Origin of the sequence: Porphyromonas sp. COT-290 OH3588, assembly GCF_000769075.1 — a bacterium.
GTDB lineage: Bacteria > Bacteroidota > Bacteroidia > Bacteroidales > Porphyromonadaceae > Porphyromonas.
This window is the reverse complement of record NZ_JRFC01000038.1, coordinates 26747-52130: the sequence shown is the minus strand read 5'-3', so window position 1 is coordinate 52130 and position 25384 is coordinate 26747. Positions and strand designations below refer to the sequence as shown.

The 25384-nt window shown below is 50.2% G+C and carries 14 protein-coding genes; 7 read left to right on the top strand and 7 right to left on the bottom strand.

Translation table 11 applies throughout. The annotated features are described in order from the left end of the window. Positions 1-232 precede the first annotated feature (232 nt). From HQ48_RS07700 to HQ48_RS07670, 7 genes are all read right to left on the bottom strand, one after another. Positions 233-2617, bottom strand: coding sequence for a TonB-dependent receptor (locus HQ48_RS07700; RefSeq protein ID WP_044232948.1), 2385 nt, complete (start codon positions 2615-2617; stop codon positions 233-235). Between the two features lie 271 nt (positions 2618-2888). Beyond that, positions 2889-4892 (bottom strand): alpha amylase C-terminal domain-containing protein, encoded by a 2004-nt coding sequence (locus HQ48_RS07695; RefSeq protein WP_044233025.1) that lies wholly within the window; start codon positions 4890-4892, stop codon positions 2889-2891. A gap of 34 nt (positions 4893-4926) precedes the next feature. Next, entirely contained in the window at positions 4927-7203 is a 2277-nt protein-coding gene (locus HQ48_RS07690) for a cation:proton antiporter (RefSeq protein WP_044232946.1), read from the bottom strand. 311 nt (positions 7204-7514) lie between these two features. After that, positions 7515-8663: a galactokinase gene (gene galK, locus HQ48_RS07685; RefSeq protein WP_044232944.1), complete on the bottom strand. Its 1149-nt coding sequence runs from the start codon at positions 8661-8663 to the stop codon at positions 7515-7517. A gap of 109 nt (positions 8664-8772) precedes the next feature. Then, complete coding sequence (locus HQ48_RS07680) at positions 8773-10080, bottom strand: MFS transporter (protein ID WP_044188055.1); 1308 nt, start codon at positions 10078-10080, stop codon at positions 8773-8775. Between the two features lie 54 nt (positions 10081-10134). Further along, a complete protein-coding gene (locus tag HQ48_RS07675) occupies positions 10135-11202 on the bottom strand; it encodes an aldose epimerase family protein (RefSeq protein WP_044232943.1) in 1068 nt (355 codons plus the stop codon). A 194-nt stretch (positions 11203-11396) separates the two neighbouring features. Continuing rightward, entirely contained in the window at positions 11397-13394 is a 1998-nt protein-coding gene (locus HQ48_RS07670) for a DUF4954 family protein (RefSeq protein ID WP_044232942.1), read from the bottom strand. 965 nt (positions 13395-14359) lie between these two features. Here HQ48_RS07670 and HQ48_RS07665 point away from each other — a divergent pair. From HQ48_RS07665 to HQ48_RS07635, 7 genes are all read left to right on the top strand, one after another. Beyond that, positions 14360-16324, top strand: coding sequence for an amylo-alpha-1,6-glucosidase (locus HQ48_RS07665; protein WP_044232941.1), 1965 nt, complete (start codon positions 14360-14362; stop codon positions 16322-16324). 2 nt (positions 16325-16326) lie between these two features. After that, positions 16327-17586, top strand: a complete 1260-nt coding sequence (locus HQ48_RS07660; RefSeq protein WP_044232940.1) for a glycosyltransferase family 4 protein — start codon at positions 16327-16329, stop codon at positions 17584-17586. Positions 17587-17600: 14 nt separating this feature from the next. Then, complete coding sequence (locus HQ48_RS07655; protein ID WP_044232939.1) at positions 17601-18950, top strand: glycoside hydrolase family 57 protein; 1350 nt, start codon at positions 17601-17603, stop codon at positions 18948-18950. Positions 18951-19120: 170 nt separating this feature from the next. Beyond that, the gene (locus HQ48_RS07650) at positions 19121-21838 is read left to right on the top strand and encodes a DNA gyrase/topoisomerase IV subunit A (RefSeq protein ID WP_044232938.1); all 2718 of its coding nucleotides are present in this window, start codon (positions 19121-19123) and stop codon (positions 21836-21838) included. Continuing rightward, positions 21780-22778, top strand: coding sequence for a DUF3316 domain-containing protein (locus tag HQ48_RS07645; protein ID WP_160225960.1), 999 nt, complete (start codon positions 21780-21782; stop codon positions 22776-22778). The genes HQ48_RS07650 and HQ48_RS07645 overlap by 59 nt, the downstream gene beginning before the upstream one ends. Positions 22779-22780: 2 nt before the next feature. After that, positions 22781-23848, top strand: coding sequence for a S41 family peptidase (locus HQ48_RS07640; RefSeq protein ID WP_052409030.1), 1068 nt, complete (start codon positions 22781-22783; stop codon positions 23846-23848). 128 nt (positions 23849-23976) lie between these two features. Next, positions 23977-25341, top strand: coding sequence for a hypothetical protein (locus HQ48_RS07635; RefSeq protein WP_044232933.1), 1365 nt, complete (start codon positions 23977-23979; stop codon positions 25339-25341). Positions 25342-25384: the final 43 nt, after the last annotated feature.

Sequence of the window (25384 nt, the reverse complement as noted above, 5' to 3'; positions counted from 1 at the left end):
CTGGGCCGATACATGCTGGGCTAGGTTTTGGTATTTTCTTCCCATCAATCTTTTTGGATTGTAGGACTAATCTCTGGCGATTAGTCCTACAATCCAAAAAAGTCTTCCCATAGATTTCTCTACATAGCCCTGTCAATCGAGATGCAGAGCAGAGAGATAGATGTGATAAATTTTACAATTTCGATGAAGTTTGTACCCCAATCGGCCCTATGCTCGTGGCCCCCAAGGAGTCTTAGAACTTGACCATAATGCCTACCGTGGGTAGAATCGTACCGCTATAGTAGACCAAGGGGCGCAGTAGCTGTTTGGTTTGGGGCGAATTGGGGTCGTCCATCACACGTCCTTGAGTATCCCGATTGGTATATATAGGCTCCGAAGGTGTATTGCTTAGATAGGCATTCTGCACATCAACATAGAGGTTGAGCATCCAGCGCTTGAAGTAGAACTCTTTGTCCAGACGCACGTCTAGCTGATGAGCATCATCTAGGCGCAACGTATTGAATCGCTCATAGTCTGTGTAGGCTTGGTTGGTGATAGACCAAGCGGCCTTGTCGGTGGATCGCTCCATATCAATGGGAGAGTAGGGGGCTCCGCCGATATATCGCCAGCGTGCCGAGAGATACCACCCTTTGGGTAGCTTGTAGCTTGTGGTGAGGTTGAGGATATGCCTCGTATCCCAAGAGGAGGGGCGATAGGTGCCTTTCTTGTCTGTAAACTCACTCCAGAAGAGGGTGTACGAGGCTGTTAAGTCAATGTTGCGCCAGCTCATGAGCTTGGCCACTGCCTCCATACCATAGGCTCTGCCCTCACCCGTGGAAATAACTGCCTCATCGCCTACCTGCCCATAGTCCACACCCTTGCTCGCTAGACTAATGCCGTCGGCCAAAGAGATTGGGTATTGGCTATATTGCTTATAGAAGCCCTCTACCGAGAAGCGAAGGAAGTCGCCCGGGTGGTACTCCATACCCACAATCGCCTGATTGGAGGTAATGTACTTGAGCATATCACTGCGATTGACGTAGATGCCCTCGGCGTTTTTGTATCCCATAGTTGTGTAGGAGGGAGGCATGGCGTACCGACCTACATTGGCATTGATATCTAGATCTTCGGAGAAGGCATACGAGAGTGAGAGCCTAGGAGATATCTGCTTGAGCGGGTTGCTCATACTGGCGGTAAAGGTATTCCCGACCATATTGACCCCTAGTGACACCTTGAGGCGATCGTCTAGGTACTGATCCGACGCTTGTGCGAAGGCTTGGTAGGAGAATAGATCTATATGGCTGCGATACTCAAAAGGTATAACTCGTCCCGAGGCAAACTTTAGGCGATAGACGTCATTGATGTAGCTACTGTACTTGATGCCTGCCCCTAGATTGAGCTTAAACGGTAGTGTCGTGTAGTTGCGCTCGTAGCGTAGTTTGATCTCGGCTTCGTCCGATTGATAGTCCGATATTTTGGGTGCAGACTTGTCGTTATCCTTGTGCTTCACTCCGCCGTTACGCATCATATTGCGACTTAGGATCCAGCTATCTACGAAGCGTTTGCCGTAGTGCTTGTAGACAAGCCCAAAAGTATAGTTCCATTGGTTGTATTCGGGCAGATAGCTCAGTAGATACTTCTGTGCCTCTGTCCCCGTTTGCTCCAGATTTCTGTTCAGGCGCATCTTGTCGATAGCCCCTAGACCAATGACTGTAATCTCGTTGTGAGCATTGATGCGCCATTTGTATTTGGCTTGGAAGTCATTGTAGGTCGGCAAGAACGGTAGCCCAATTAGCTTAAACAGCCATTGTAGATAGGACTGTCTAGCAGACACGATGAAGGAGGCGTCTTTGCCGATAGGGCCGTCTAGGGTCACTCCTGCGTCCGATGCCCCTATGGCTACTTTGGTGTGTATCTTGTCTTTGCTACCGTCTTTTTGTTTGATCTCCATCACCGAGCTCAGAGTATTGGGTCTGCTGGCTGGGAAAGCTCCCGTGTAGAAGCTGATCTCGCGCACGAAGTCGGGATTGATGATGCCGACCACGCCCCCCGAGGCGCCTTGAGTAGCGAAGTGATTGATCACTGGGATCTCGATGCCATCGAGGTAAAAAACATTCTCCGCAGGTCCCCCACCACGCACGATGAGGTCATTGCGATTGGGAGCCGTCGCCCCTACGCCGGGTAGCGTCTGCACTAGCTTGGAGACATCTCGGTTGGCTCCAGCACTCTTCTCGATCTGCTGGACACCGAGTGTGAGGACGGAGAGAGGGCTCTCCGTAGGTCTAAGTAGTAGATTGGGACGAACGAACACCTCACGTAGCATCGTGGAGGCTTCGCTAACCATGATGTCTACAAACGTTGTTTGGTTGCCCATGACTTGTAGCTCCTCCGAGATTGTGGTTTCGAAGCCGATCATACTGACTACCACCTTGCAGAAGCCCGGTTTGATGCCCTTAATCGTGAAGGTCCCCTCTAGAGAAGTCGTCGTACCGAGCGTTGTACCCTGTACTTGTACCGTAGCGAACTCGAGAGGTTCGTTGTTCTTGTCGTTGAAAACACGTCCTTGTATGATACCTGTTTGAGCAAAACCGTGATAAGTCAGAAGCAAAAGCAGGGCTAGCAGTGTGTATAGCCTCATCTCTTTAGTCGTTATAAATTGAAACTTCATAGCAAATCTTTTCCCAAGCCGATGCTAGGATAGTCTGCTTTATACGACAAAAATAATACAATTCTGTACAAATAAATAACTAAGCGACTCAGAAATAAACTTTTACTTGATACCCTAATTTCGCAGAATGCTCCGTCAGTGGCATACAGAAATAGAGAACCCCACCAACGGAGCGCCGACTGACGAACTCCATTGGTGGGGTCTAGAGGTTGATAGAGGAGGTTGCTCCTCTCTAAGTATATTATTGTTTACGCCTAACCACAAGGGCAGAGCGAGCCGGTAAGTAGAGGCGGATTAGGCAGTTTTCGTCCTCTGTTGAGCCGTCGCAGATGGCCTGATGCTTAACTGTAGCATCGTTATTGCCAAAGCCTCCAAACTCTACCGCATCTGTGTCTAGCTCGATCTCGTAAGTGCCGTGGGGTAGGCGGAACTCATAGTCCGCATGCGACTGAGTAGGGGAGAAGTTGAAAATGAAGAATAGATCTCCACGGCTGAAGCAAAGTACCTGATCCTCTTCGCCAATCCAGTGCTCTACTAGAGGCTCATTAGCTAGGTTGGGCTGCTGGCTAATCAAGGAAATCATGGCCCTGTCGAAGCTCTCGAGATCGTGATAGAGTAGATCCTTGTTATCCGCTAGGCTCCACTGTCTACGTGCGTAGTGATAGGACCAGTTATTACCCTGTCTTGGGAAGTCGATCCACTCTGGGTGGCCAAACTCATTGCCCATGAAGTTGAGGTAACCACCGTTGAGTGTGCCTGCGGTAGCTAGGCGAATCATCTTGTGTAGGGCTACGGCACGATCCACACCTAGGCTACGCTGCATACGCCCCATGTGCCAATACATCTCTGCGTCTGCAAGGCGGAAAATAAGAGTCTTGTCCCCTACGAGTGCTTGGTCGTGGCTCTCCGCATAGCTGATCGTACGCTCGTCCTTGCGGCGGTTGGTCAGTTGGTGCCAAATCTCCCCCGGGCTCCACTGCTCGTCTGTATAGTCGCGAGCGATGCGTGTCCAGAAGTCAGGGATATTCATGGCTAGACGATAATCGAAGCCAAAGCCTCCGTCTTCAAACGGAGCAGCCAAGCCGGGCATACCGCTTACCTCCTCGGCGATGGTAATAGCATCGGGGCGGATCTGATGAATGAGCCTATTGGCAATGGCTAGGTAAGCCATAGCGTCGGCGTCCTGATGACCATTGAAGTAGTCGGCGTAAGAAGTGAAGCTCTCTCCTAGACCATGGTTGTAGTACAGCATACTGGATACACCATCGAAGCGGAAGCCGTCGAAGTTGAACTCCTCGAGCCAGTACTTACAGTTCGATAGTAGGAAATGGATCACGCTATTGCGCCCGTAGTCGAAGCATAGCGAGTCCCATGCAGGGTGTTCGCCTCGTGGCCCTTCGTGGAAGAAAAGTGTACGAGAGCCGTCGTAGCGTGCTAGCCCCTCTACTTCATTCTTGACGGCATGGCTATGTACAAGATCCATGATGACACGCAGTCCCAAACCATGTGCTGCATCAATGAGTGCCTTGAGCTCCTCTGGAGTGCCGAAGCGACTGCTAGGAGCGAAGAAGTTGGATACATGATAGCCAAATGAACCATAGTAGGGGTGCTCCTGAACTGCCATCAGCTGTATTGCATTGTAGCCCAGAGCTGCAATGCGTGGCAGTATATTTTCTCTAAACTCGTCGTAAGTGGCAACTTTGCCCTCCTCACTAGACATACCGACATGGCACTCATAGATCGTCAGAGGTTTGTCGTCAGCCACAGGGCGTGTGTGTACAAAAGTATATTCTGCCTCGGGAGCCCAAACTTGAGCACTGAAGATCCCTGTCTGCTGATCCTGCACCACGCGCCTAGCCCAAGCTGGGATACGCTCTCCACTACCATAGCCCCAAATGACGAATAGGCGATAGTGATCTCCATGCTTGAGGGTGCTGGCCGATAGCTTCAGCTCCCAATCTCCATAGTCATCTAAGCGATTGAGCCGATAGACCGGCATACATTGCCAGTCGTTGAAAGAACCTATGAGGTAGATCTCGGTGGCTCCCGGGAGGAATTCTCTTAGCACCCAACAGCCCTTGTCATCTCGGTGTAGTCCATAGTGCAGATGACCACTGGCAAAGTCCACCAAGCTGATATGCCCACCTTGTGTAAGGGAGCGTTCTCGAGCTAGGGTAAACTCGTTTCGCTTCTGAATTCGTTCTTCGTATGGCTTGAGCCAAGGATCTTGTTCTGTTAATCTCATCATAATTAAATTGAGATATATCGTTAGATTTATATTACTTATCTAGAGAGTACCCATTTTTTAGGCTCATAATGAGCGTAGATGGTAGGCAAGCAAGTGTTTCGGGGGCGTTGTCGTAGCTACGCATCCATTCTTCGTGGCTGACCACGAGCAGGTCGTAGCCCTCCATCAAGGCATCGGTGACGCAGAGATCGCTAGAAACGATGCGCTCACTCTGGTGTAGATTGCCCCAACTTGTCTGTTTGTTGGAGCTGTGTAGATCAAGATAAGCTTGATTATTCTCTGCTAGGGTGCGGGCGTATGCGAGCAAGCGCATATCTGCTTCGCTCTCTACGCAGAGGAGTATTCGCTTGGGCATTGAGTAATCTCTTCCCAATAGGATAGCTACCGAACAGGGTGCATGGTCTATGAAGTACTGCATCTTGTCACGCACGAGGTTGCGGATAGAGAGTAGTCGCTCGGTTGTAGCGACAGAGAGAGAACCAATGCGGTGACTAAGTTTATCCCGCATCGAGATAGCTGCACGGTCGTTGGCATCGTCCGAGAGTCGGATCCCAGCACCAACGATTAGTAAGTTAAACCGCTCCTGCTTGAGTTTGTCAATGATTGCCTCCTCTACACTGTCGGCTACTTGATAGTCTAGGGCAACCATTTGGTTGAGTTTCTCGGCTTCTTGGCTCAGAGGTAGGAAGTTGTCATGGAAATACTTGTCGGCATCAATGGTGTTAATGCTCTTGTTGGTCGTGATGTGCAGAGCCGTAACGTGCGGATGCTTATCGCCTCGACGCAGGAGCTGATCTGTTAGGCGCAGCAGAGTCGCTCCCGACTGTGGGCGCCCGAAAGAGAGCAGTGCACTGTACTGATCAGGGTGTTTGACGTGTGGCTTTTTGCCTCGATGCTTGCGCCATTCATATACCTTATTGATCAGGTGAACCATCGGCATCGTCATTACCGTCGTGATTACCGTCATCAACACCAAAACGACATATATAGAGGGAGGGAGGATCTCCATTTCGTACCCAATGGCGAGTACAACCAGCTCCATGAGCCCACGAGTATTCATAAAGGCTCCGAGGTATAGACTTTCTTTGGGTTTCTCTCCGCAAGCACGAGCCGAAACATAGGTTCCAAGCACTTTGCCCACTACCGCAATTGCCGTGAATACGGCTAGCATCACCCACATCTCTGGGCTATCAATCAGACCCAGCTCTGTCTGTAGTCCGCTCGAAACGAAGAAGAGAGGTAGGAAGAGTAGTAGAGAAACGTCTTCCACCTTGTCCGTAATGATCTTACGAAACGATAGATCTTCTGGCATAACAAGCCCAAGAATAAATGCTCCAAAGAGAGCATGCATGCTCAAGAGCTCCGTCACATAGGACGATAGGAGCAGAAGGATAAAGATTACCCCCACTAGCGTATGTCCGATAACTTCAGTGTTGTCGTACACCTTGCCTGCTATTCGGAAGAGTGGACGAATAACCCCGAACATAATCAGCACATAGAGAATGAGGAATGCCAGATTGTAGACAGAGCTAAGCATACTCCCGCTCTGGCTGATAGCGATAATCGCTGCCAGCATTAGCCAAGCTGTGATATCACTAGCGGCTGCAGTGGAGAGAGAGAGCTTGCCGAGAGGTTTGCGTAGTAGGTTGTTCTCCTGTATAATGCGAGCTAGCACGGGGAAAGCCGTGATGCTCATTGCGATGCCAACGAAGAGAGCAAAGGGTAAGAAGGAGGTGTATTCGGCTGCGTATTTCGGGTAGATATATAGACTTAGAGGAAAGGATAGAGCAAAGGGTAGGAATATCCCAGCATGGCTGATGATGAGGCTAGAGCGGAGTCGCTCCTTGATGTCCGATAGGCGTAGCTCCATGCCCACAGCGAACATAAAGAGTATTAACCCAAAATTGCTCAACAACTGTATATTGGAGATGCTACTAGAGGGGAAGATATAGTTGAATAGCTCAGGAGAAACCTTGCCTAGAAGTGATGGGCCGAGCAGGATACCTGCGACAATCTCTCCGATTACTGCAGGTTGATGAATCTTGCGAAAGAGCCAGCCCATGCCTCTTGCCGCTATAAGTATGACCAAAATCTGCATCAGAAGTAGGCCAATGGTCGAGCTCATGTGGTGCTGAACGCTCTCACTGAAGACGGTAAACGCCTCTGGCAGTGTGCCTGGTGCTGTGCTCGTTGCCTGACTGGGGCTTAGACTTGCCCCATACGTTAGGGTAAGCCAAGTGGCTCCGACGAAAAGAATTAGGAGTATAATGTAGAAAACTATGGACGCTATACCTCTATATTTGGTCATCTATTGCAATAATCTATCTTAAGTAATTTAGGCTATAAAGGTAATAAAATCCATAAAATAAGAACTGTCTCGAGTAAATGACCTTGGTCTGTTTGTGCATCTGTAGACGCTTTATGTACTTGTTAGTCAGGTCAAGCTGCCCACTCTCCGATCAACCAAGCCTTACTCTCTGACTGATAGTCCACGACGATCGCAGAAGCTCGTAGGAGAGTAAGTGCAAACTCAAAAAGAGAGCGCCACACGCCAAGCTCAATCACTATTGATTGAGCCTGATGTGTGGCCTCTCTATGGAGGATAAGTCCTCGGCTATTCTAGCCTAGACGACGTGCTCCGTCGGAGATCACTACGTCGTAAAACTTAGGCTCTCTGCCATACTTGGCCATATAGCGAGTCTTAGCCTCGGCTTTGAACTTATCGTACAGCTCGTCTTTGACTAGGTTGATCGTACAGCCACCGAAGCCACCACCCATTACACGAGAGCCTGTTACGCCCATCTCCTTGGCAAGGTCGTTGAGGAAGTCAAGCTCCTCACAGCTTACCTCGTAGAGCTTGCTCATGCCGTGGTGCGTTTCGTACATCTTCTGTCCTACCGTTTCGTAGTCGCCACGCTCTAGAGCAGCACATACGTCTAGTACACGCTGCACTTCGCCGATCACATACTCCGAACGCATGTAGTCTTCGGCAGAGATTTCGCCCTTCACTTCGTCAAGCTGAGCCATAGAGGCGTCACGCAGGAACTTCACCTCGGGGTAACGCTTGGCGATAGCGGCTACAGCAGCCTCGCAGCTCTCACGACGCTTGTTGTAGGCAGAGCTGGCAAGCTCGTGCTTGACCACAGAGTCTACAAGTAGCAGACGGTAGCCAACGGGCTTGAATGGGAAGTATTCGTACTCAAGGCTCTTGCAGTCTAGACGAATGAGATGGCCTTCCTTGCCGAAGACAGAGGCGAACTGGTCCATGATACCGCACTTCACGCCTACATAGTTGTGCTCGGTAGCCTGACCAATCTTAGCAAGCTCAAACTTGTCGATGCCAAGGTTGAATAGCTCATTGAGCGCAAAAGCGAACGTGCTCTCTAGCGCTGCCGACGAGCTCATACCTGCTCCTAGAGGCACATCCCCAGCAAATACAGTGTCGAAGCCTCCGATCTTGTGTCCACGCTTCTGAATCTCACGCGCTACACCGAAGACGTAGCGTGCCCAGCTCTGCTCGGGAGCATCAGACTCCTCGAGACCGAATTCTGCGCTCTCGCCTAGGTCTAGGGCGTATGCACGAATCTTATCTGTGCCATTGAGGCGAATCTCGGCATACATAGCCTTGTCTACGGCACCGGGGAATACGAATGCACCATTGTAGTCAGTGTGTTCACCGATTAGGTTGATGCGACCGGGTGAGGTGTAGAGAACGCCAGCCTCGCCATATAGCTCGGCGAATTTGCTTCTAATCTTTGCTGTATCCATTTGATTGTTCTTTTAAGTTGTTTGCGGTTTATCGAAAAGTAAGCTGGCGAATGGCTGAGCGACTCAGCCATTCGCCAGCTTACTTGATTTGTTTTTGGTCAATCGAGCACTAAGGCAGTTGCTTTACCTTGTAACCTACTAGAGCGTAGTAGAGCAGATAGATTTCGCCAACTACTACGATCGCCCAAGTCCACTGCCAGCCACCGATGAAGTCTACAGCTACAGCCTGTACGAGAGGTAGGACAGCGCCACCGACTACACCCATCATCAGCGCTCCAGTACCAGCAGAGGTGTATTTGCCGAGCTTGTCGATAGCGAGCGAGAAGATGGCAGGCCACATGATTGAGTGGAAGAGTCCAGCACCAACCATAATCCAAGGGTTATTCGTCACCATACCAGCAGCCACAAGGATCCCGGCAGCTGCAGAGGTTACCACGAGCTGTGTATTGGCGCTGATCTTGCTAAGGAAGCTACCAAGTAGACGTCCTACGAGCAGACCACCCCAGTAGAGAGAGGTCATCGTAGCAGCAGTAGATACGTCGAATCCGCTATCCTTGGCGTAGAGTGTGATGTTGGCACCAACGGCTACCTCTACACCTACATACATGAAGATAGCTACCACACCAAGGGCGAGGTGAGAGAAGCTCCAAACGCTCTTCTCAAGTACTTCGCCTTCCTTCTTCTCGGCGCTAGCGATACTGGGCAGATGGATCTTGCCAAGGGCTACGATGATCAGAGCCACGAGTGCGATCAGAGCGAGGATGGGGACGTAGAGAGAAGTGATGTTGATGTCTAGACCACTCTTCTGCTGGAAGATCACATAGGCTACGAATAGAGGGCCAATGGTCGTCATCAGAGAGTTACCAGCTCCTGCGATGCTCTGGCGCTGTACAGCAGATGTTCCCTTAACGTCGCAAGCCACGAGATATGGATTCACCACAGCCTGCAGATACGTCAGAGCAGTACCAGCCACGAATGCAGCCACTAGGAATACGTAGTATGCCTTAGGCACCTCTACTGCTCCAGTGTAAACGAAAGCATCGCCTGCAGCCTTAGCCTCTGCGATTACACCTTCGAAGTGAGGCTTGTCGAATGTCTCAAATACATAGGCCGACAGCTCGTACAGACCGAAGGCTGCAATGAGGATGAATAGGCCGAAAACGAGCGACTTCTTGTAGCCATTCTTGTCAATGTAGCGATTGGTAAAAGGACCCATCACTAGATAGGCAAGGAAGAACGAGAAGTTGAGCATGTTGGTTAGTGTCGTGGTCATGCTACCGCCCTTAATCAGATAGGCCGCTTGCATAGGCCCTTGGAACTGCTGATTGAGGTTCGTAATCAACCCAATCAGCGACATGAGCACCACCATGATGATAAACGGCATGAGGTAGCTCTGCTGCTGTTTTACTTGATTCATTTGTTTGAGTCTATTAAAGTTGTTGATCTTATATTTCTCTTCCTTATATAAGCCTTACCCTTTACAAGAGAACGCGAATACAGTTGTCGAGCGGAAGCGTTCTCCCGGGTTGAGGCGGGTTGAGGGATACTCTGGGCGGTTGGGGCTATCGGGGTAATGCTGTGTTTCCAGACAGAGAGCCGCACGAGCTGGGTAGCGAGCGTCATGTTTGCCTCGCATATTGCCACTCATCCAGTTGCCCGTGTAGAGCTGTACCCCCGGTTGGTCGGTGTAGACCTCCATCACTACCCCAGTCTTGGGTGAAGAGCAGCGAGCTGCGAAGCCGAGCTTGCCTAGAGGCTTGTCCAATATGAAGGTATGGTCGTAGCCACGTGCCCAAGTAAGCTGGTCGATAGGTGTATCGATGCGCTCGCCGATGAGGTGAGGTGTGCGGAAGTCGAATGGCGTCCCCTCGACTGCCTCTGGTTTGCCGTATGGGATAGCCGTGTCGTCGGTGGGCAGATACTCCTTGGCATTGATCTCTAGGGTATGGTCGTGTACGCTAGCATCACCGTCGCCCGAGAGGTTGAAGTAGGCGTGATTGGTTAGGTTGAGTACGGTGGGTTTGGTGGTCGTAGCCTCGTAGTCGATCGAGAGCTCGTTGTCGTCCGTGAGCGTGTAGGTCACCTGTACGGCAAGCTCTCCGGGATAGCCCTCCTCGCCGTCGGGTGAGGTGTAGGTCATCACGACACGATTGGCCTCTTGCTCCACGATGTCCCAAACGACAGAGTTGAAGCCCTTGAGCCCTCCATGCAGTGCATTTGGCCCATTGTTGATGGCTAGACTATACTCTTGGCCGTCAATGGCAAACTTGCCATGGGCGATGCGGTTGGCATATCTACCGCATATTGCTCCGAAATAAGCCTCTTCGCTAGAGAGGTAGTCGGCTGTACTGTCATGCCCGATCACCACATCTACCCAGCCTTGTTTACTTGGCACTACCAGAGAAACCAGTTTAGCTCCCTGATTGATGAAATGTGCCTCTGCCCCTTGCTTATTGACAAGAGAAACCAGACGAACATCTCTGCCATCTACTACGGAGGCGAAAGCCTCTGCCTTTAGGTTTGCTTTATTGTTAGCCATTGCGTTTTATTTATTTCGGTTAGGTATTCGAGCTCTGTCAAGAGTACGAGTGCTCAAAATTGCGGTTCAAATATACAAAACATTTAGTTACTCGGTGGTGGATTTATCGGTTTAATTAATAATGTTAGTCGTACTCTAGCCAATTACACCACAGAGGCCCGACCGATGAGGGTTGGAGAGAAGCAAAAACTCTGTCATACACCGAGGCGCTCTCGTATGCTGTCTGCTAGGGTTTGTTTCGTCTTGATGTGCTCCAATACGCTTAGGACAAATGGATTGGTGTCGAATCCTCCTCGCACGCACTCGAAGTCTGCTTCTCGGGTATCTGCACCTGCCGCTAGCCCAAAGCCTACTTTGATACTCATGGCAAACTCCTTCTTCGCATCTTCGTAGAGCATCTGATCAAGCTCTACTACACTGCTCTCCCATTCGTCTACAATGCGTCTAATATCCTCACGAGTAATCTTGTCGGCCTCTAAGCCGAACCACTCAAGCATCTCCCGATAGGCCCACGGCCACTCAAGGTCGTAGTACTCTTGATGTAGACTAGATAGTGTGGCGTTGAGCTCGTCGAGGCTGGCGATCTGCCCTGCCTTGATGGCCTCTATCGTTTGCTCTATTTCTCTCTGGGGGACAAGCATACCGCATAGGTCTATCCAACGACCGAGGCCACGCTCATTTTGGGGAAGTAGGTGCGCACGCACCTCTGCATCGCTCCTGCATGGGCAGTTGCGCAGTCGATGGATCACAGAGTTGCCGAGGAACTTGACGATGGCGATGCCGTATAGTCTGATGCCCCGCTCGAGAGCTCGCTGGCGGATGCGCATATTGCGGTAAGCGATCTTATGGTCTTCGGTGTTGCCTAGTAGCTGGCTTAGCTCCGAGAGTTGTCGATGAGCCTTGAGCATCTTGCCTACGGTATAGGGGCTAAGCAGGTTGAAGTTGATATTATCTAGCTTGTGGCTGTCGGTGCGCCGATCTCGCTCTGGCCATTTCTTGGCATCACGTATCGTGCCTACGCTTCGTAGGTTTACGCCCGGGACTAGAAAGGTTTCGTTGTGGTCCTCGATGAGGTAAGAGAATGGGAAGTCTGAGCTATCTACGTGATCTACATGTCGCCCCATCACTAGTGTAAATGGCCCAATATGTGAAGGCCAGAGAATATATGAGTCGCTAGTAGTTTTGGAGCCTCGCTCCACGATACCCTGATGTATCGGCCCGAGCTTGTAGAGATGATTGCTTTGGTTGGAGCCACTGCCTGCGTTCAGAAAGGAGTAGTAGCCAGCGATAAGCAGGCTAGACTTGTGCATACTGACGGTGTAGGGGCCTGCGAAGACGGCGCAAGCCTCACCGTTCTCTCCTTGGCAGTTGGCGAAAAAGAGCGAGTCGTGAGCTGAGAAGAGGTGGCTAAGTCTAGAACCTTGACCGAGTAGGCAGTTGCTGATCGTAGCTCCGTCTAGGATACGGCTACCGGAGAGAATGATGAAGTTGATGCAGCTGACATTGTAGCCTATATGTACGGGAGCCTCTCTAGTGCTGATGACTGTACCCTCTCGTAGATGAGAAGCTCCCTCGATATGGGCGTATGCGCCGATATTGACATTTTCTATGTTGCGTACACAGCGCACTAGGGCATGCGCTCCTACCTCACCCCTATCGCTCGTGTGTGTCTCGGCTTCTCTCTGTGAGAGCTGTCTAAGCCTCTCAATAAGCTGTGTATCGTGGCGATAGAATGCCATTAGATAGGCCACTTGTGCCGATAGATTGTGCGAGATCCAAACCTCTCGTCCGCCAGTTTCGTTGAGCACCTCCACACCAAGACCATTGCCGAAGCTGGTCTTGCCACTGACAAAGAGCCGATCTACATTGACGATCGTGGCCCCCTCGCCTATGTTGTACCCCGATATATACTCATGTATGCGCTCTATCAAGACGTTGGGGCCTATGCTACAGTTGTGTAGGTGGGCGTGGTAGATGCCAGCGGGTTTGCAGACTCCTCCTGCAAGCTTGATCTGGCTGTCTAGGCGTGAGAGCCAGACATCTCCTGAGAAATGTACATCACGGCAGCGGTTGGTTTCGAAGCCATCGCTCACTAGGACACGTGACCAATCGCTGCATCGGCAGCCATTGCGCTCGAGATCTAGTATTTGGGTTGGCGTTAGAGGCTGATAGCGCTCGGTATAATACTTCATCATAGATTTGTTTGGGTTAGGCTGCTGAGAGCAGCAGACAGTTTCATGCTGACAAATGTACGGTAGATTGGACAAGTACTCTGCATGGTTGGTAGTATTTATTGAGGTTGTCGTGAGGGTAATTAAAGGTGGTGGGTAGGTTTTTGTATTTTCTTTACGATTTCGGGGTAAGGTTGAGCTTGTTTCATTCCTTGAGTGCAAAAAAAGATTGAACCTCGTATTTGCCCTCTAGGAGGCTCTAGATTGAGTCCGACCTCGTTTTGGCTCCTGCTCCCAGATAAACGAAAACGACCGCCTAAAACGAGGTTTTCTTAATTGGTTTATAGCTAGATATTTGTATCTGTTCTTTAGTGGTTTTTATTCGTTTGTGGTGTGTTTCGGGATATTTCTTCCCATTAATCCTTGAGGATTGGTGGGTGCATCTTGGCGAATTAGTCCACGGATTGTACCCAATTAGTCCTTCAATTTAAGGTAGGTATTCCGACGACTTTTATAAATGGCCTATTCCTTATGCAAATTTGAAGCTAATTCTTTTGCAATATTTAACGAAGATGTAGGCGAATGAGCGAGGTCTGCTTGCATCATTGTCTAGCAATAGTATTCGTTGGCTGGAGGGATTGGGTAATGTAGACATAGCCTTTCGCCAGTTGCTACCTTAGCTCTTCGTGCCTTGATGTGTGCTGATGTATCTAGCATAGTCGATAGATAAAATAGATTAGGACACAGGTGCTTAGATAACCCATGTGATTGATGTGCTCTGGCAGGATTTGATGGTTGATTGGGTCAAGAGCGAATTTTGGTGCAGCCCCTTGTAATAAAGTTTAATTTTCAGTCAAAAGAATTATAGGAGTTGTCAAGTAATAATCGTAACTTAGCACGAAAATAAAGCTAAGAGGCTCAAGAAACATCAGATCCATCAATCGCTCGAGGGCCTCTGGCGTATCTTATTAGATCAAACACAGATTATGAGCTATCTAAAATTTGATAGACGCTTGATGTCTAATCTGGACGAATCTCTGCAGAGGGAGTATATCCGCACAAACCGTATGGGGGCATACTGTTGCTCAAGTATCGTGGGTTGCAATACACGCAAATATCATGGCGCACTAGTTATCCCAATACCAGAGCTAAGCCCCAACAACCACGTTTTGCTCTCTTCGCTAGATTTATCCATTGTGCAGCATGGCGTGCCCTTCAATATAGCAGTGCATGAGTATCGAGGCGACGTCTTTAGTCCTCTTGGTCACAAGTACATCAGAGAGTACAATGTCGATGTCGCTTCCTCTACGACCTACCGAGTGGGGGGGGTAATTCTCAAGCGAGAGTTCTTCCTTTGCCACTATGAGCATCGCATCATCTTCAAGTTTACTCTGCTGGAGGCACACAGTAAGACGAGCTTGCGCTTCTCACCACTCTTGGCCTTCAGAGATGTCAAGATGCTCACACATCGCAATGAGCAGATTGACGGCACGCTCCATGCGCTACGCCATGGGCAGGCGATTTGTCTATACCCCGGATACCCGAGGCTGTGTATGCAACTCTCCAAAGAGAATGAGTTTCATTATGCTCCACACTGGAATGAAAATATCCTCTACCACAAAGAACGTGAGCGAGGCTATGAGCACACCGAGGATCTGTATGTACCCGGCTATTTCGAGTGTGTCATAGAGAAGGATCAACCCGTCTATTTCTCCGCAGGGATAGAGGAGGTGGATCCAGCACTCCTCCCCGAGATGTTCGCTAAGGAGCTTGAGGTGCGTATCCCTCGCCTAGACTTCCGCTCCTGTCTGCTTAGCTCGGCGCAGCAGTTCTACTACCGCCCCAATGAGCAGGACGGCTACTTGCTGGCTGGTTATCCTTGGTTTGGTGTGCGTGCTAGAGATTTATTTGTGGCGCTTCCCGGCTGCTCGATATACGCAGGTGCTCCAGAGCGTTACTATCGCATCATGGACACGGTGATCCCAGACCTCGATGACTTCATGAGTGGTAGGCATGCCTCGCCTCTGCTGACCCATCTCTCCGACCCCGATGTAGGGCTGTGGGCCGTGTGGTGCGTACAGCAGTTCGCCCGAGTCTATGGGCGAGATGAGGCTCGTAGGCTATATGGAGCTTTTATTAGTCGCCTTGTCCAGTACTATATGAGCAATACGCATAGTCAGATGCATCTAGAGGATACAGGGCTACTCTATGTCTATGCCAAGGGTCGCCCTATCAGCTGGATGGACGCCAAGCTCAATGGGTTGGCGGTTATCCAGAGAGAGGGGTATCTAGTCGAGCTCAATGCTCTATGGTACAATGCTCTGCTTTTCTATCGAGAGCTAAGGCCGCAAGAGTGGAATACCGAGCTGGACATCTTGCGTGAGCGCATAGAGCGCAACTTCAATGCCATTTTCGTCAATGAGCACGGCTACCTCTTCGACTACGTTACTCATCAAGCCGCCAAGGACTGGAGCGTCCGACCCAATATGATCTTCGCTGTGTCGCTACCCTATACCCCTCTGCCCCGTGCAGTGCAGCGTAGTGTCGTGGAGATTGTGACCCGAGAGCTACGCACGCCCAAGGGGCTACGTACTCTTAGCCCCAAGAGCGAGGGTTACCGAGCCAGATGTAGCGGATCGCAGCATGAGCGAGAGTTATCCTACTACAACGGTTCGGTTTGGTCGTGGCTATTGGGGGCTTACTTCGAGGCCTACCTCAAAATCTATGGCCGTGGGGCTCTATCGTATATCGAGCGCACCCTCATCGGTATGGAAGAGGAGGTACACGAGCACGGCGTAGGTACGATTAGTGAGCTCTTCGATGGCAATCCTCCACATACAGGGCGTGGCGCTATCTCGTTGGCGATGAGCGTCGGCGAGATCATTCGCTCGCTTAGCCTGCTAGAGGAGGCAAAACAGAAATACGAGAATATGAACCCCATCAACAAATAAATATGAAAGCCTTAATGTTTGGGTGGGAATTTCCACCACACATTCTCGGGGGGCTTGGCACTGCCAGCTACGGACTAACCAAGGGAATGGCAGCTCAAGGCGATATGGATATTACCTTCGTGATCCCCAAGCCCTCGGGCGAGGAGGACACGAGTTTCCTCTCTATCATTGGCGCTGGCAATACACCTGTGGTCTATCGAGATGTAGATCACGACTATCTAGTCAAGAGGTTAGGGCAGCGCATGAGTACCGATACCTATTATCGTCTGCGCAATCATATATATGCAGACTTTAGCCACAGACACACCGATGACTTGGGCTGTATCGAGTTCTCGGGGCGTTACCCAGACAATCTGCTCGAGGAGATTGACAACTACTCCATCGTCGCAGGCGTTATCGCTCGCAGCGAGTATTGCGATGTGATACATTCTCACGACTGGCTCACCTACCCAGCTGGTATCCATGCCAAGCAGATTACGGGTAAGCCTCTAGTGGTGCACGTACATGCTACCGACTTCGACCGTAGTAGAGGCAACGTGAACCCAAGTGTCTTCGCCATAGAGATGGACGGTATGAATCACGCCGACCACATCATCACCGTAAGTGAACTGACTCGCCGCACCGTAATCGAGAAGTACCACCAAGACCCTGCCAAGGTAACTACCGTGCACAATGCCGTGACGCCGCTCTCTCCCTCAATATTATCATTACCCAAAAAGGCTAGTGTTACCGAGAAGGTCGTTACCTTCCTTGGGCGTATCACGATGCAGAAGGGGTGCGAATACTTCGTTGAGGCGGCGGCTCGTGTGCTGGAACACACGAGCAATGTGCGCTTCATCATGGCAGGTAGTGGTGATATGATGGACGCCATGGTTCGCCTAGTGGCCAAGTACAATATCGCAGACCGCTTTCACTTCACAGGCTTTATGAAAGGCCAGCAGGTGTACGAGGTCTTCAAGTCGAGCGATGTCTACGTGATGCCCTCGGTATCGGAGCCATTCGGAATCTCACCACTCGAGGCGATGCAGTGTGGCGTGCCCTCGATCATCTCTTACCAGAGCGGCTGTGCCGAGATCCTCAACTATGCCGTCAAGGTAGATTACTGGGACGTAGAGGCCATGGCCGACGCCATCTATGCCCTCATCACTTATCCCGAGATGCACCAGTTCCTCAAGGAGGAGGGACTACGGGAAGTCAATAGCCTCACATGGGAGGCTGCAGGACAGAAGGTGCGAGATATATACAATAGACTTACCAGATAGATCATCACAGCATTATGAAAAAGATTTGTTTGTGCTTCCAGATTCATCAGCCCTTGAGGCTAAGACGATACCGCTTCTTCGACATCGCTCGTGAGCATTATTACTACGACGAGTTTCAGAATATCGAGATCTTCCAGCGTATCGCAGACACCTGCTACCTACCAGCCAATAGAATGCTTCTAGATCTGCTACGCACTTACCCAGATTTCAAAGTCAGCTTCTCTATTTCTGGTCTAGCGATCGAGCAGATGGAGGTGCACAAGCCCGATTTGCTAGATAGCTTCCAAGAGCTTGTGGCTACTGGACGTGTCGAGATGCTAGCCACGCCGTATGCCTATTCCCTTAGTTCGCTCATAGATCCCGAGGAGTTTCGCGAGCAGATACAGGAGCAGCAAATCAAGCTAAGGGATCGCTTCGGGGCAGCTGCCTCTGAGGTGCTGTGCAATACTGAGCTGATCTATAGTGATGAGATAGCACATCTGGCTCGTAGCTTTGGCTTCAAGGGTATGATCACCGAGGGAGCCAAGCATGTGCTGGGCTGGAAGAGTCCCAACTACATCTATAGCTCTGTGGTCGAGCCTGAGCTCAAGCTCCTATTACGCAACTCTGGTCTGACAGAGTTGATCACGCAGGAGTTTAGCCGCTATGACTCGCCCGAGTACCCAGTCACGGCAGATAAGATGCTCAACCGAATTAAATGGTTGCCACAAGAGGAAGAGGTCGTCAATCTGTATATGAATTACGAGGTATTAGGAGGGCTCAATCGTGCCGAGTCTGGCATCTTCGATTTCTTCCGAGCTCTGCCTGCCCTATCCGGTCAGTACGAGGTGGGCTTTGCTCTGCCTAGTGAGCTTATCAAGAGCCACAAGGCAGTCGGCTCGCTTGAGGTAAGTAGCCCCATAAGCAGCTCGGGTGAAGCGAAGAGTACCAACGACTGGACTGGCAACGTCTTGCAGAAAGGCGTCCTAACTAAGCTCGCCGATATGGGAGAGCGTGTACGCCTGACCAAGGACAATCGCCTACGGCAGGACTGGAGGTATCTGCAGAGTGCAGACCACCTTTACTATATGAATACAGGTAGTAGCGGACGTGGCTTTAGTCCGTACAACTCGGCCTACGATGCCTTCAATAACTATATGAATGTCTTGAGCGACTTCAAGCTCCGCCTAGAGAAGGTCGCTCCGCAGGAGTTCGGTACCGATGAGATCAGTACCTATGAGCAGATGATTGACAAGCAGAACGAATACATCGAATCCCTAAAGAAGGAGATCGAGATCCTCAAGAGTCAGATCCCTGCCAAGGAGGCTCCCAAGGAAAAGAAACCTCGTGCAGCGGCCAAGCGCACCAAAAGCTCGGCGAAGTAGTCTATACCGACGGGGTTAATGCTCCAACAACAGCATCGGCTGTGCCAAGAGTGATGTCTTGGTGCAGCCGTTCGTCCTTTGGGGATATACAGGCCGATTGAGGGAAGATAGGAGCGGCTAGTGCGCCAAATCTTGCTTATCTTTGCATAATAGCAATTTAATCAAACAAGATGCGCCCCGAAGATATACTCCCCCCAAGCGAACAAGAAGACCTATCTCCTCTCAATACGGTAGAAGCAGAAGCTCCCACAGATCAGCCATCGGAGTTCGGTGTGCTAGCTGATGAAGCCTTGCCCGAGGTTGTTCCCGAGTATAAGCCAGAGCTCAGCTATCTGAGCCGAATGTATAGAACTTGGTTTCTCGACTATGCCTCGTATGTGATCCTAGAGAGGGCCGTGCCACATATAGATGACGGACTCAAACCCGTGCAGCGACGGATCCTACATAATATGCGTGTACTGGATAATGGCAAGCTGATCAAGGTGCAGAATATCGCTGGGACGACGATGAAGTATCACCCGCACGGCGATGCCTCTATCAACGATGCACTTGTTCAGTTGGGGCAAAAGGGCTATTTGATAGACACTCAAGGCAACTGGGGGAATATCCTTACGGGGGACTCGGCAGCTGCTGGTCGATATATCGAGGCGAAGTTATCGGCATTTGCTCTGGAATCCGTATTCGGTGAGCGCATCACGCAGTGGAAGAAAACCTATGATGGTACGACTGAGGAGCCCGTTGCCCTGCCAGTACGCTTCCCGCTCCTGCTTGCTCAGGGCGCAGAGGGGATTGCCGTAGGGCTTTCGTCCAAGATCTTGCCGCACAACTTCGTTGAGCTGTGTCAGGCGGCTTGTGCCTATCTCAAGGGCGAACCCTTTGCACTATATCCGGACTTCCCTACTGGAGGGCTGATTGATGTGGTACGCTACAATGATGGCGAGCGTGGGGGATCGCTCAAGAGCCGTGCTAAGATTGAGAAAATAGATAGCCGTACCCTTTCCATATCGGAGTTGCCTGCAGGTAAGACTACAACATCGCTTATTGAGAGCATTCTCAAGGCTGTGGAGAAAGGTAAGATACGCATCAAGCGTGTCGATGATATGACGGCAGCGACGACCGATATACGTATTACTCTAGCAGCAGGCGTTTCTTCGGATAAGGCAATTGACGCACTCTATGCGTTTACCGACTGTGAGCTGAGCATCTCCCCAAACTGCTGTGTGATCTACGACGACAAGCCGCTCTTTACCAACGTCAGCGAGCTACTGCGATACTGCGTGGAGCGCACGAAGAAGCTCTTCGATATGGAACTCAGAATGAAGCTCAGCGAGCGAGAGGAGCAGTATCTCTCTGCCTCGCTTGAGCGCATATTCATCGAGGAACGTATCTATAAGGATCGAGAATTTGAAGAGGCGAGTAGTGAGCTAGCAGCCTTGGAGCACATTGATCGAAGGATTGAACCATTCAAAGCTCAGTTTATCCGCCCTGTCGAACAGGACGACCTCAAACGCCTCCTAGAAATTAGAATGGCACGTATCCTGCGCTTCAATCTCCCCAAGCACGAGGCGCAGATGCTCGAGATACAGCAGGACATAGAGCGCATTAAGCACGACATCAAACATATCACAGACTATTGTATCCGTTGGTATGAACACCTTGAGGCTCGCTATGGTGCTGCCTATCCTAGGCGAACTAAGATTATGAACTTCGGCTCGATAGAGGTCGTCAAAGTTGCCGAGCTGGACAGCAAGCTCTACATCAATCGTTCAGAGGGCTTCGTTGGTATAGGGCTCAAGGACGGAGAGTTTGTGGTCAACTGTTCGGAGCTAGACGACATCGTGATGTTCTTTCGATCGGGTAAATACATGGTCTTCAAGGTAGAGGACAAGCGATTTTATGGTAAGGAGGAAGTCGTACACGTGGCTCGATTCTTACGTGGCGATGATCGTACCATATATAATGTAGTCTACAAAGATGGGGCTACCGGAGCGAGCTATGCCAAGCGCTTTGCCCTCTCGGGCATTATACGAGAGAAGATCTACGATCTTACTCGTGGGGGTGATAAGTCCCGCATTCTCTATTTCTCGGCTAATAGCAATGGAGAGGCGGAGAAGATTACCATTAAGCTCAAGATGCATAGCCGCAAGCAGAGGCTTTTTGAGTTTGAGCGTGACTTCAGCGATATCGCAATCAAAGGCAAGGGGGCTGTGGGTATTTTGGTGACTAAGGCCGAGGTTAGTGGCATCAAGCTGCATAGCAAAGGTTTCTCTACTCTAGGAGGACGGGAAGTATGGTTCGATCGTGATGTGATGCGGCTAAACTATAATGGTCAAGGAGAGCGATTGGGAGAGTTCGATGCCCGAGATCGCATTCTCGTTATCTTGGAGAGTGGTGAATGCTATACCACAGACTTTAGTGATACAAATCACTTCGAGGAGGGGATTATCAAACTAGAGAAGCATGACGAGCGCAAGCTCTGGACTGCTGTCTATTGGGACGCTGAGCAAGGATATCCATACATCAAGCGATTCCCCATAGAGCACGAGCAGAAGCGAGAGCAGATCCTAGGAGATAATCCACAGAATAGATTGATACTCCTAACAGATACTTATTATCCACGCCTACAGATCTCTCGAGATGAGCAACCAGAGGAGGGAAAATCAAGTGAGGTAGATGTGGAGAGTTTTGCAATGGTCAAAAGTATCAGGGCAAGAGGCAAACGCCTAGCTACCTATCCGCTTGGCTATATTGAAGAGTTGCCAGCTCTTAAGGAAAGCCCTCTGCAGATGCAGAATGAGGCGCAGGCCTCTCGATACGAAGACAGTGACGATGATGGCCACTACGAACAAGGATTATTTGATGGTGAAGATGAAGCTACAGAAGCTTAGTATTTGCTTGGCATTGTTGCTTGCGATTGGTTCGTCGGCCGAGGCGCAACTCAAGCAGCTAGGCTCCGAGCTTTTGCCTCGTGAGCCTAGGCTGACTAGCTACAACTTGCAGCAGCGTAGCTATTACATAGGTGTAGGAGGGCTATTGCTCGAAGATAGGTATCTCTCGCCACTGCGCTACGGAGGCTATACACTCAGCTATCTATCTGAGAGAATGCGCTATGGCTATCGCAGGGATGGTTTGGTCCGAGAGAGAGAGCTACTCCCCTCTTGGTGGCCTACGACCTCTCGTGTTGCGGATACTAGATGGCTACACCATTCGGTTGTGGCTCTCGACTATGGACAAACCCTCAATCCGGCCAATAATGCTTCCATTAGGCGGCTACAGCTTCGTCTAGAGCGTAGCCTGATGTGTCGCCTTGGCTCAGGTGTTTGGGGGCGATTGTATGTAGGTGCTGGTGTAACGGGTGGTCTAGGAACACTGTACAGCTCTCGTAATGGCAATAATCCCGCAACTGCCAAGGTGGATCTAGCACTCACGGCTAATGTACATTATGGGTACCAACTTCCATGGCGACGCTTCCCCGCAAGAGTTCGTTTGTCTAGCCGCATGGATCTCCTTGGGACCGCTTTTGCCCAAGAGTTTGGAGAGAACTATTATGAACTCTACGAGAGAGAGCACAGACAAACGCTCGATCGCTTCCGTCTGATTCATCTAGGCAATACACTTGCTCATCAATTTCGCCTCGCAATTGACATCCCTGTTTGGGACTACGGACACCTCTCTCTCGGATATCGTGCTCAAGTCCGCCAGTGGACGCTCAACCATACCTACAATAGTCAGATAGACCATACCTTTTACTTTGGCGTTACGACCTATATCAAGCCTATGGGAGGGCGCAGATTACTTACGGACGAACGCTCCTTGATCCCCCTGTAATGATGAAAGCTAAGATAATTGCCAGCCTACTGATCGGACTGCTTGTGTTTAGTGGGTGCTCTGTGAGAGAAGACTTCTCAGCAGATCCGCTACATAACTACAATGTTTTGTGGGAAACGCTCGACAAGCATTACTCTTTCTTCGACCTCAAGCTCCCCAAAGACTCATCGTGGCGAGATATGTACCACAAGCATTTGCCCAAGATCCGTAGAGGCATGACCAATGATTCGCTTTTCTTGGTAATGACGGAACTGATGTCCGAGCTCAAGGACGGGCATGTCAATCTGATTACTCCCTTCGACTACGGACGTTACTGGAATTGGCAAACCGACTATCCGAGCAACTTCTCCTCCGATCTCGTTAGCCGCTACCTTGGGGATAAGTATCGCATCGCTGGTGGGCTGCGATACTCCATGATCGAGCACAATGATCACGTTCACGACAGCATCGGTTATCTGCGATTCTCTAGTTTTGCCTCTTCGCTGAGTTCGAGCAATCTCAATGCTTCTCTAAGTCGTCTGAGTAAGTGTCGTGCGCTGATTGTCGATATCAGAAGCAATGGAGGGGGTAATGTGTCTACGAGTGATCTATTCGCCCGCTATTTTATGAGAGAGGCTCGAACTGTCGGTACCACACGGCACAAAGTCGGCCCCGGACATCAAGATTTTTCGTCACCCACTCCCATTCATCTCGCCCCTCTGCAGTCTGGAGTAGTGTGGGTAAAGCCAGTAGTGCTCCTGACGAACCGAGGAGTATATAGTGCTGCGAATGATTTTACGCTCAAGATGAAGGGGCTACCACTGGTTACGGTCGTAGGCGATCGCACCGGTGGGGGAGGAGGCTTGCCGATGTCTAGTGAGCTACCCAATGGTTGGGGTATTCGTTTTTCCTCGACCCAGACGTTTGATATGCAGGGTAATAATATAGAGCTAGGCATTGCTCCAGACTATCAAGTCGCTCTGCGAAGAGAGGATATAGCCCAAGGTCGTGATACGATGATCGAGTATGCGATCGACTATATCAATGAGCGCTATAAAGAGTTTAGGAAAACGAAGAAGTGGCGTAAATAGCTGTTTTACAAGAAATCCAAAATTATTTGCTGCTTCGGCAGGGATATTTTTGTGTAACTTTGTTACGTAGTAAACAGATCTGAGGCTATTGTCCTTAGACATAAGTGTTAATTTAATACAAGATACGAATGATGAAAACTTTATTCACAGGTTATAGATATTTAGTAGCCCTAGGTGTTGCCTTATTGGCCTCCTCTCAGCTGGAGGCTCAAGGTGATATCAAGCTGAATATCGATCCCAAAGAAGAGCACGTTACGCTCCAAATAGCCAAGGTAGAAGGTAATAATATCCGCATCTCTGGTGTTCAGGAGGCGTATAATGGAGCAGGTAGGTACACAGGGACTAAAGGCCAGCCTATCTTGATCGGTGGAGATATTGTAGAGCTTCATATCGAGAACTCCAATATCTTCTCTGTCGAAATCACGGGGGACCAACGTCTGCTCAAGAAGCTGCGCCTTATTGATGCAGGTTTGCAGAAGTTTGATTTCTCGGGAGCTCCCAATCTGGAAGAAATAGACCTGACGACGCCCAATGTTTTTAGGTCACGCCCCGAGGAGCGTATCTTCGACTTCTCTATGCTGTCCAAGCTGAAGGTCCTAGCACTGGGCAAGCGTCCAATACAGATGCAAGATAATGGCCTAAGAAAGCCCCTTGGTGGGACGGGACAGACCCAGCATATCAAACGGATTATCCTGCCAAGTGGCGGAGAGCTAGAGGAGCTCTACATCACGAACTGTGGAGCTAATGAAGTTAATTTGGACAATCTGCCCAAACTCAAGTATCTGCAGTGTGAGGCTGCTTTCTTCCCTAAGCTGAATCTGAAGAATAGCCCACTGATTGAAGAGATCTTCTCGATTAAGGCTTGGTTTGACGACATCGATTTTACTGGCCTCCAACACCTCAAGAGGTTGTATATGTCCGGAGCGCGTACGATTAAATCTGTTACTTTGACCAACTGCCCCAATTTGATTGCAGTGATACTAGATGAGGTTGGCTCTCTAGAGCGTGTCGATGTGAGCTCTGGTGGAAAACTTCGGTTGCTCTCAGTGGCAAAATGTCCTAAGATTAGATATATCGATGCGACCCGCAATAGTATCAATGATAAGCTCATGACGAGTCTAGTGGGGCAACTGCCAGATGTTAATGGTCAAGGTCAGGCTGCCATTTTCAACGTTGTGGCGAAAAGTAATGAGAACAATCAGCTCTCCGCAGCCAACAAGAATGCAGCCCAGAAGAAGGGGTGGAGCGTAGATGGTGCAGCTTCTGTGGCAGGTGTGTTTGTGCAGCCCGAGATTTACCCTACAGATGCGACCGATCATGTTAATGTCACTTTGAAAGAAGCTGATACTGTACGCCTATATGCACTCTCGGGAGCTCTGGTTCTGCAAGCCGAAGTGGGTGAGGGGACGACACGTATAGATCTGTCTACGCTGCCTAGAGGACGATATGTTGTTGCCTCTGGCGATTTTAGGACGCAGATCAATCTGCGCTAGGAGCTCAGAGAGCGAAAAAGGTAATAGAATTTGTCCGTCAATA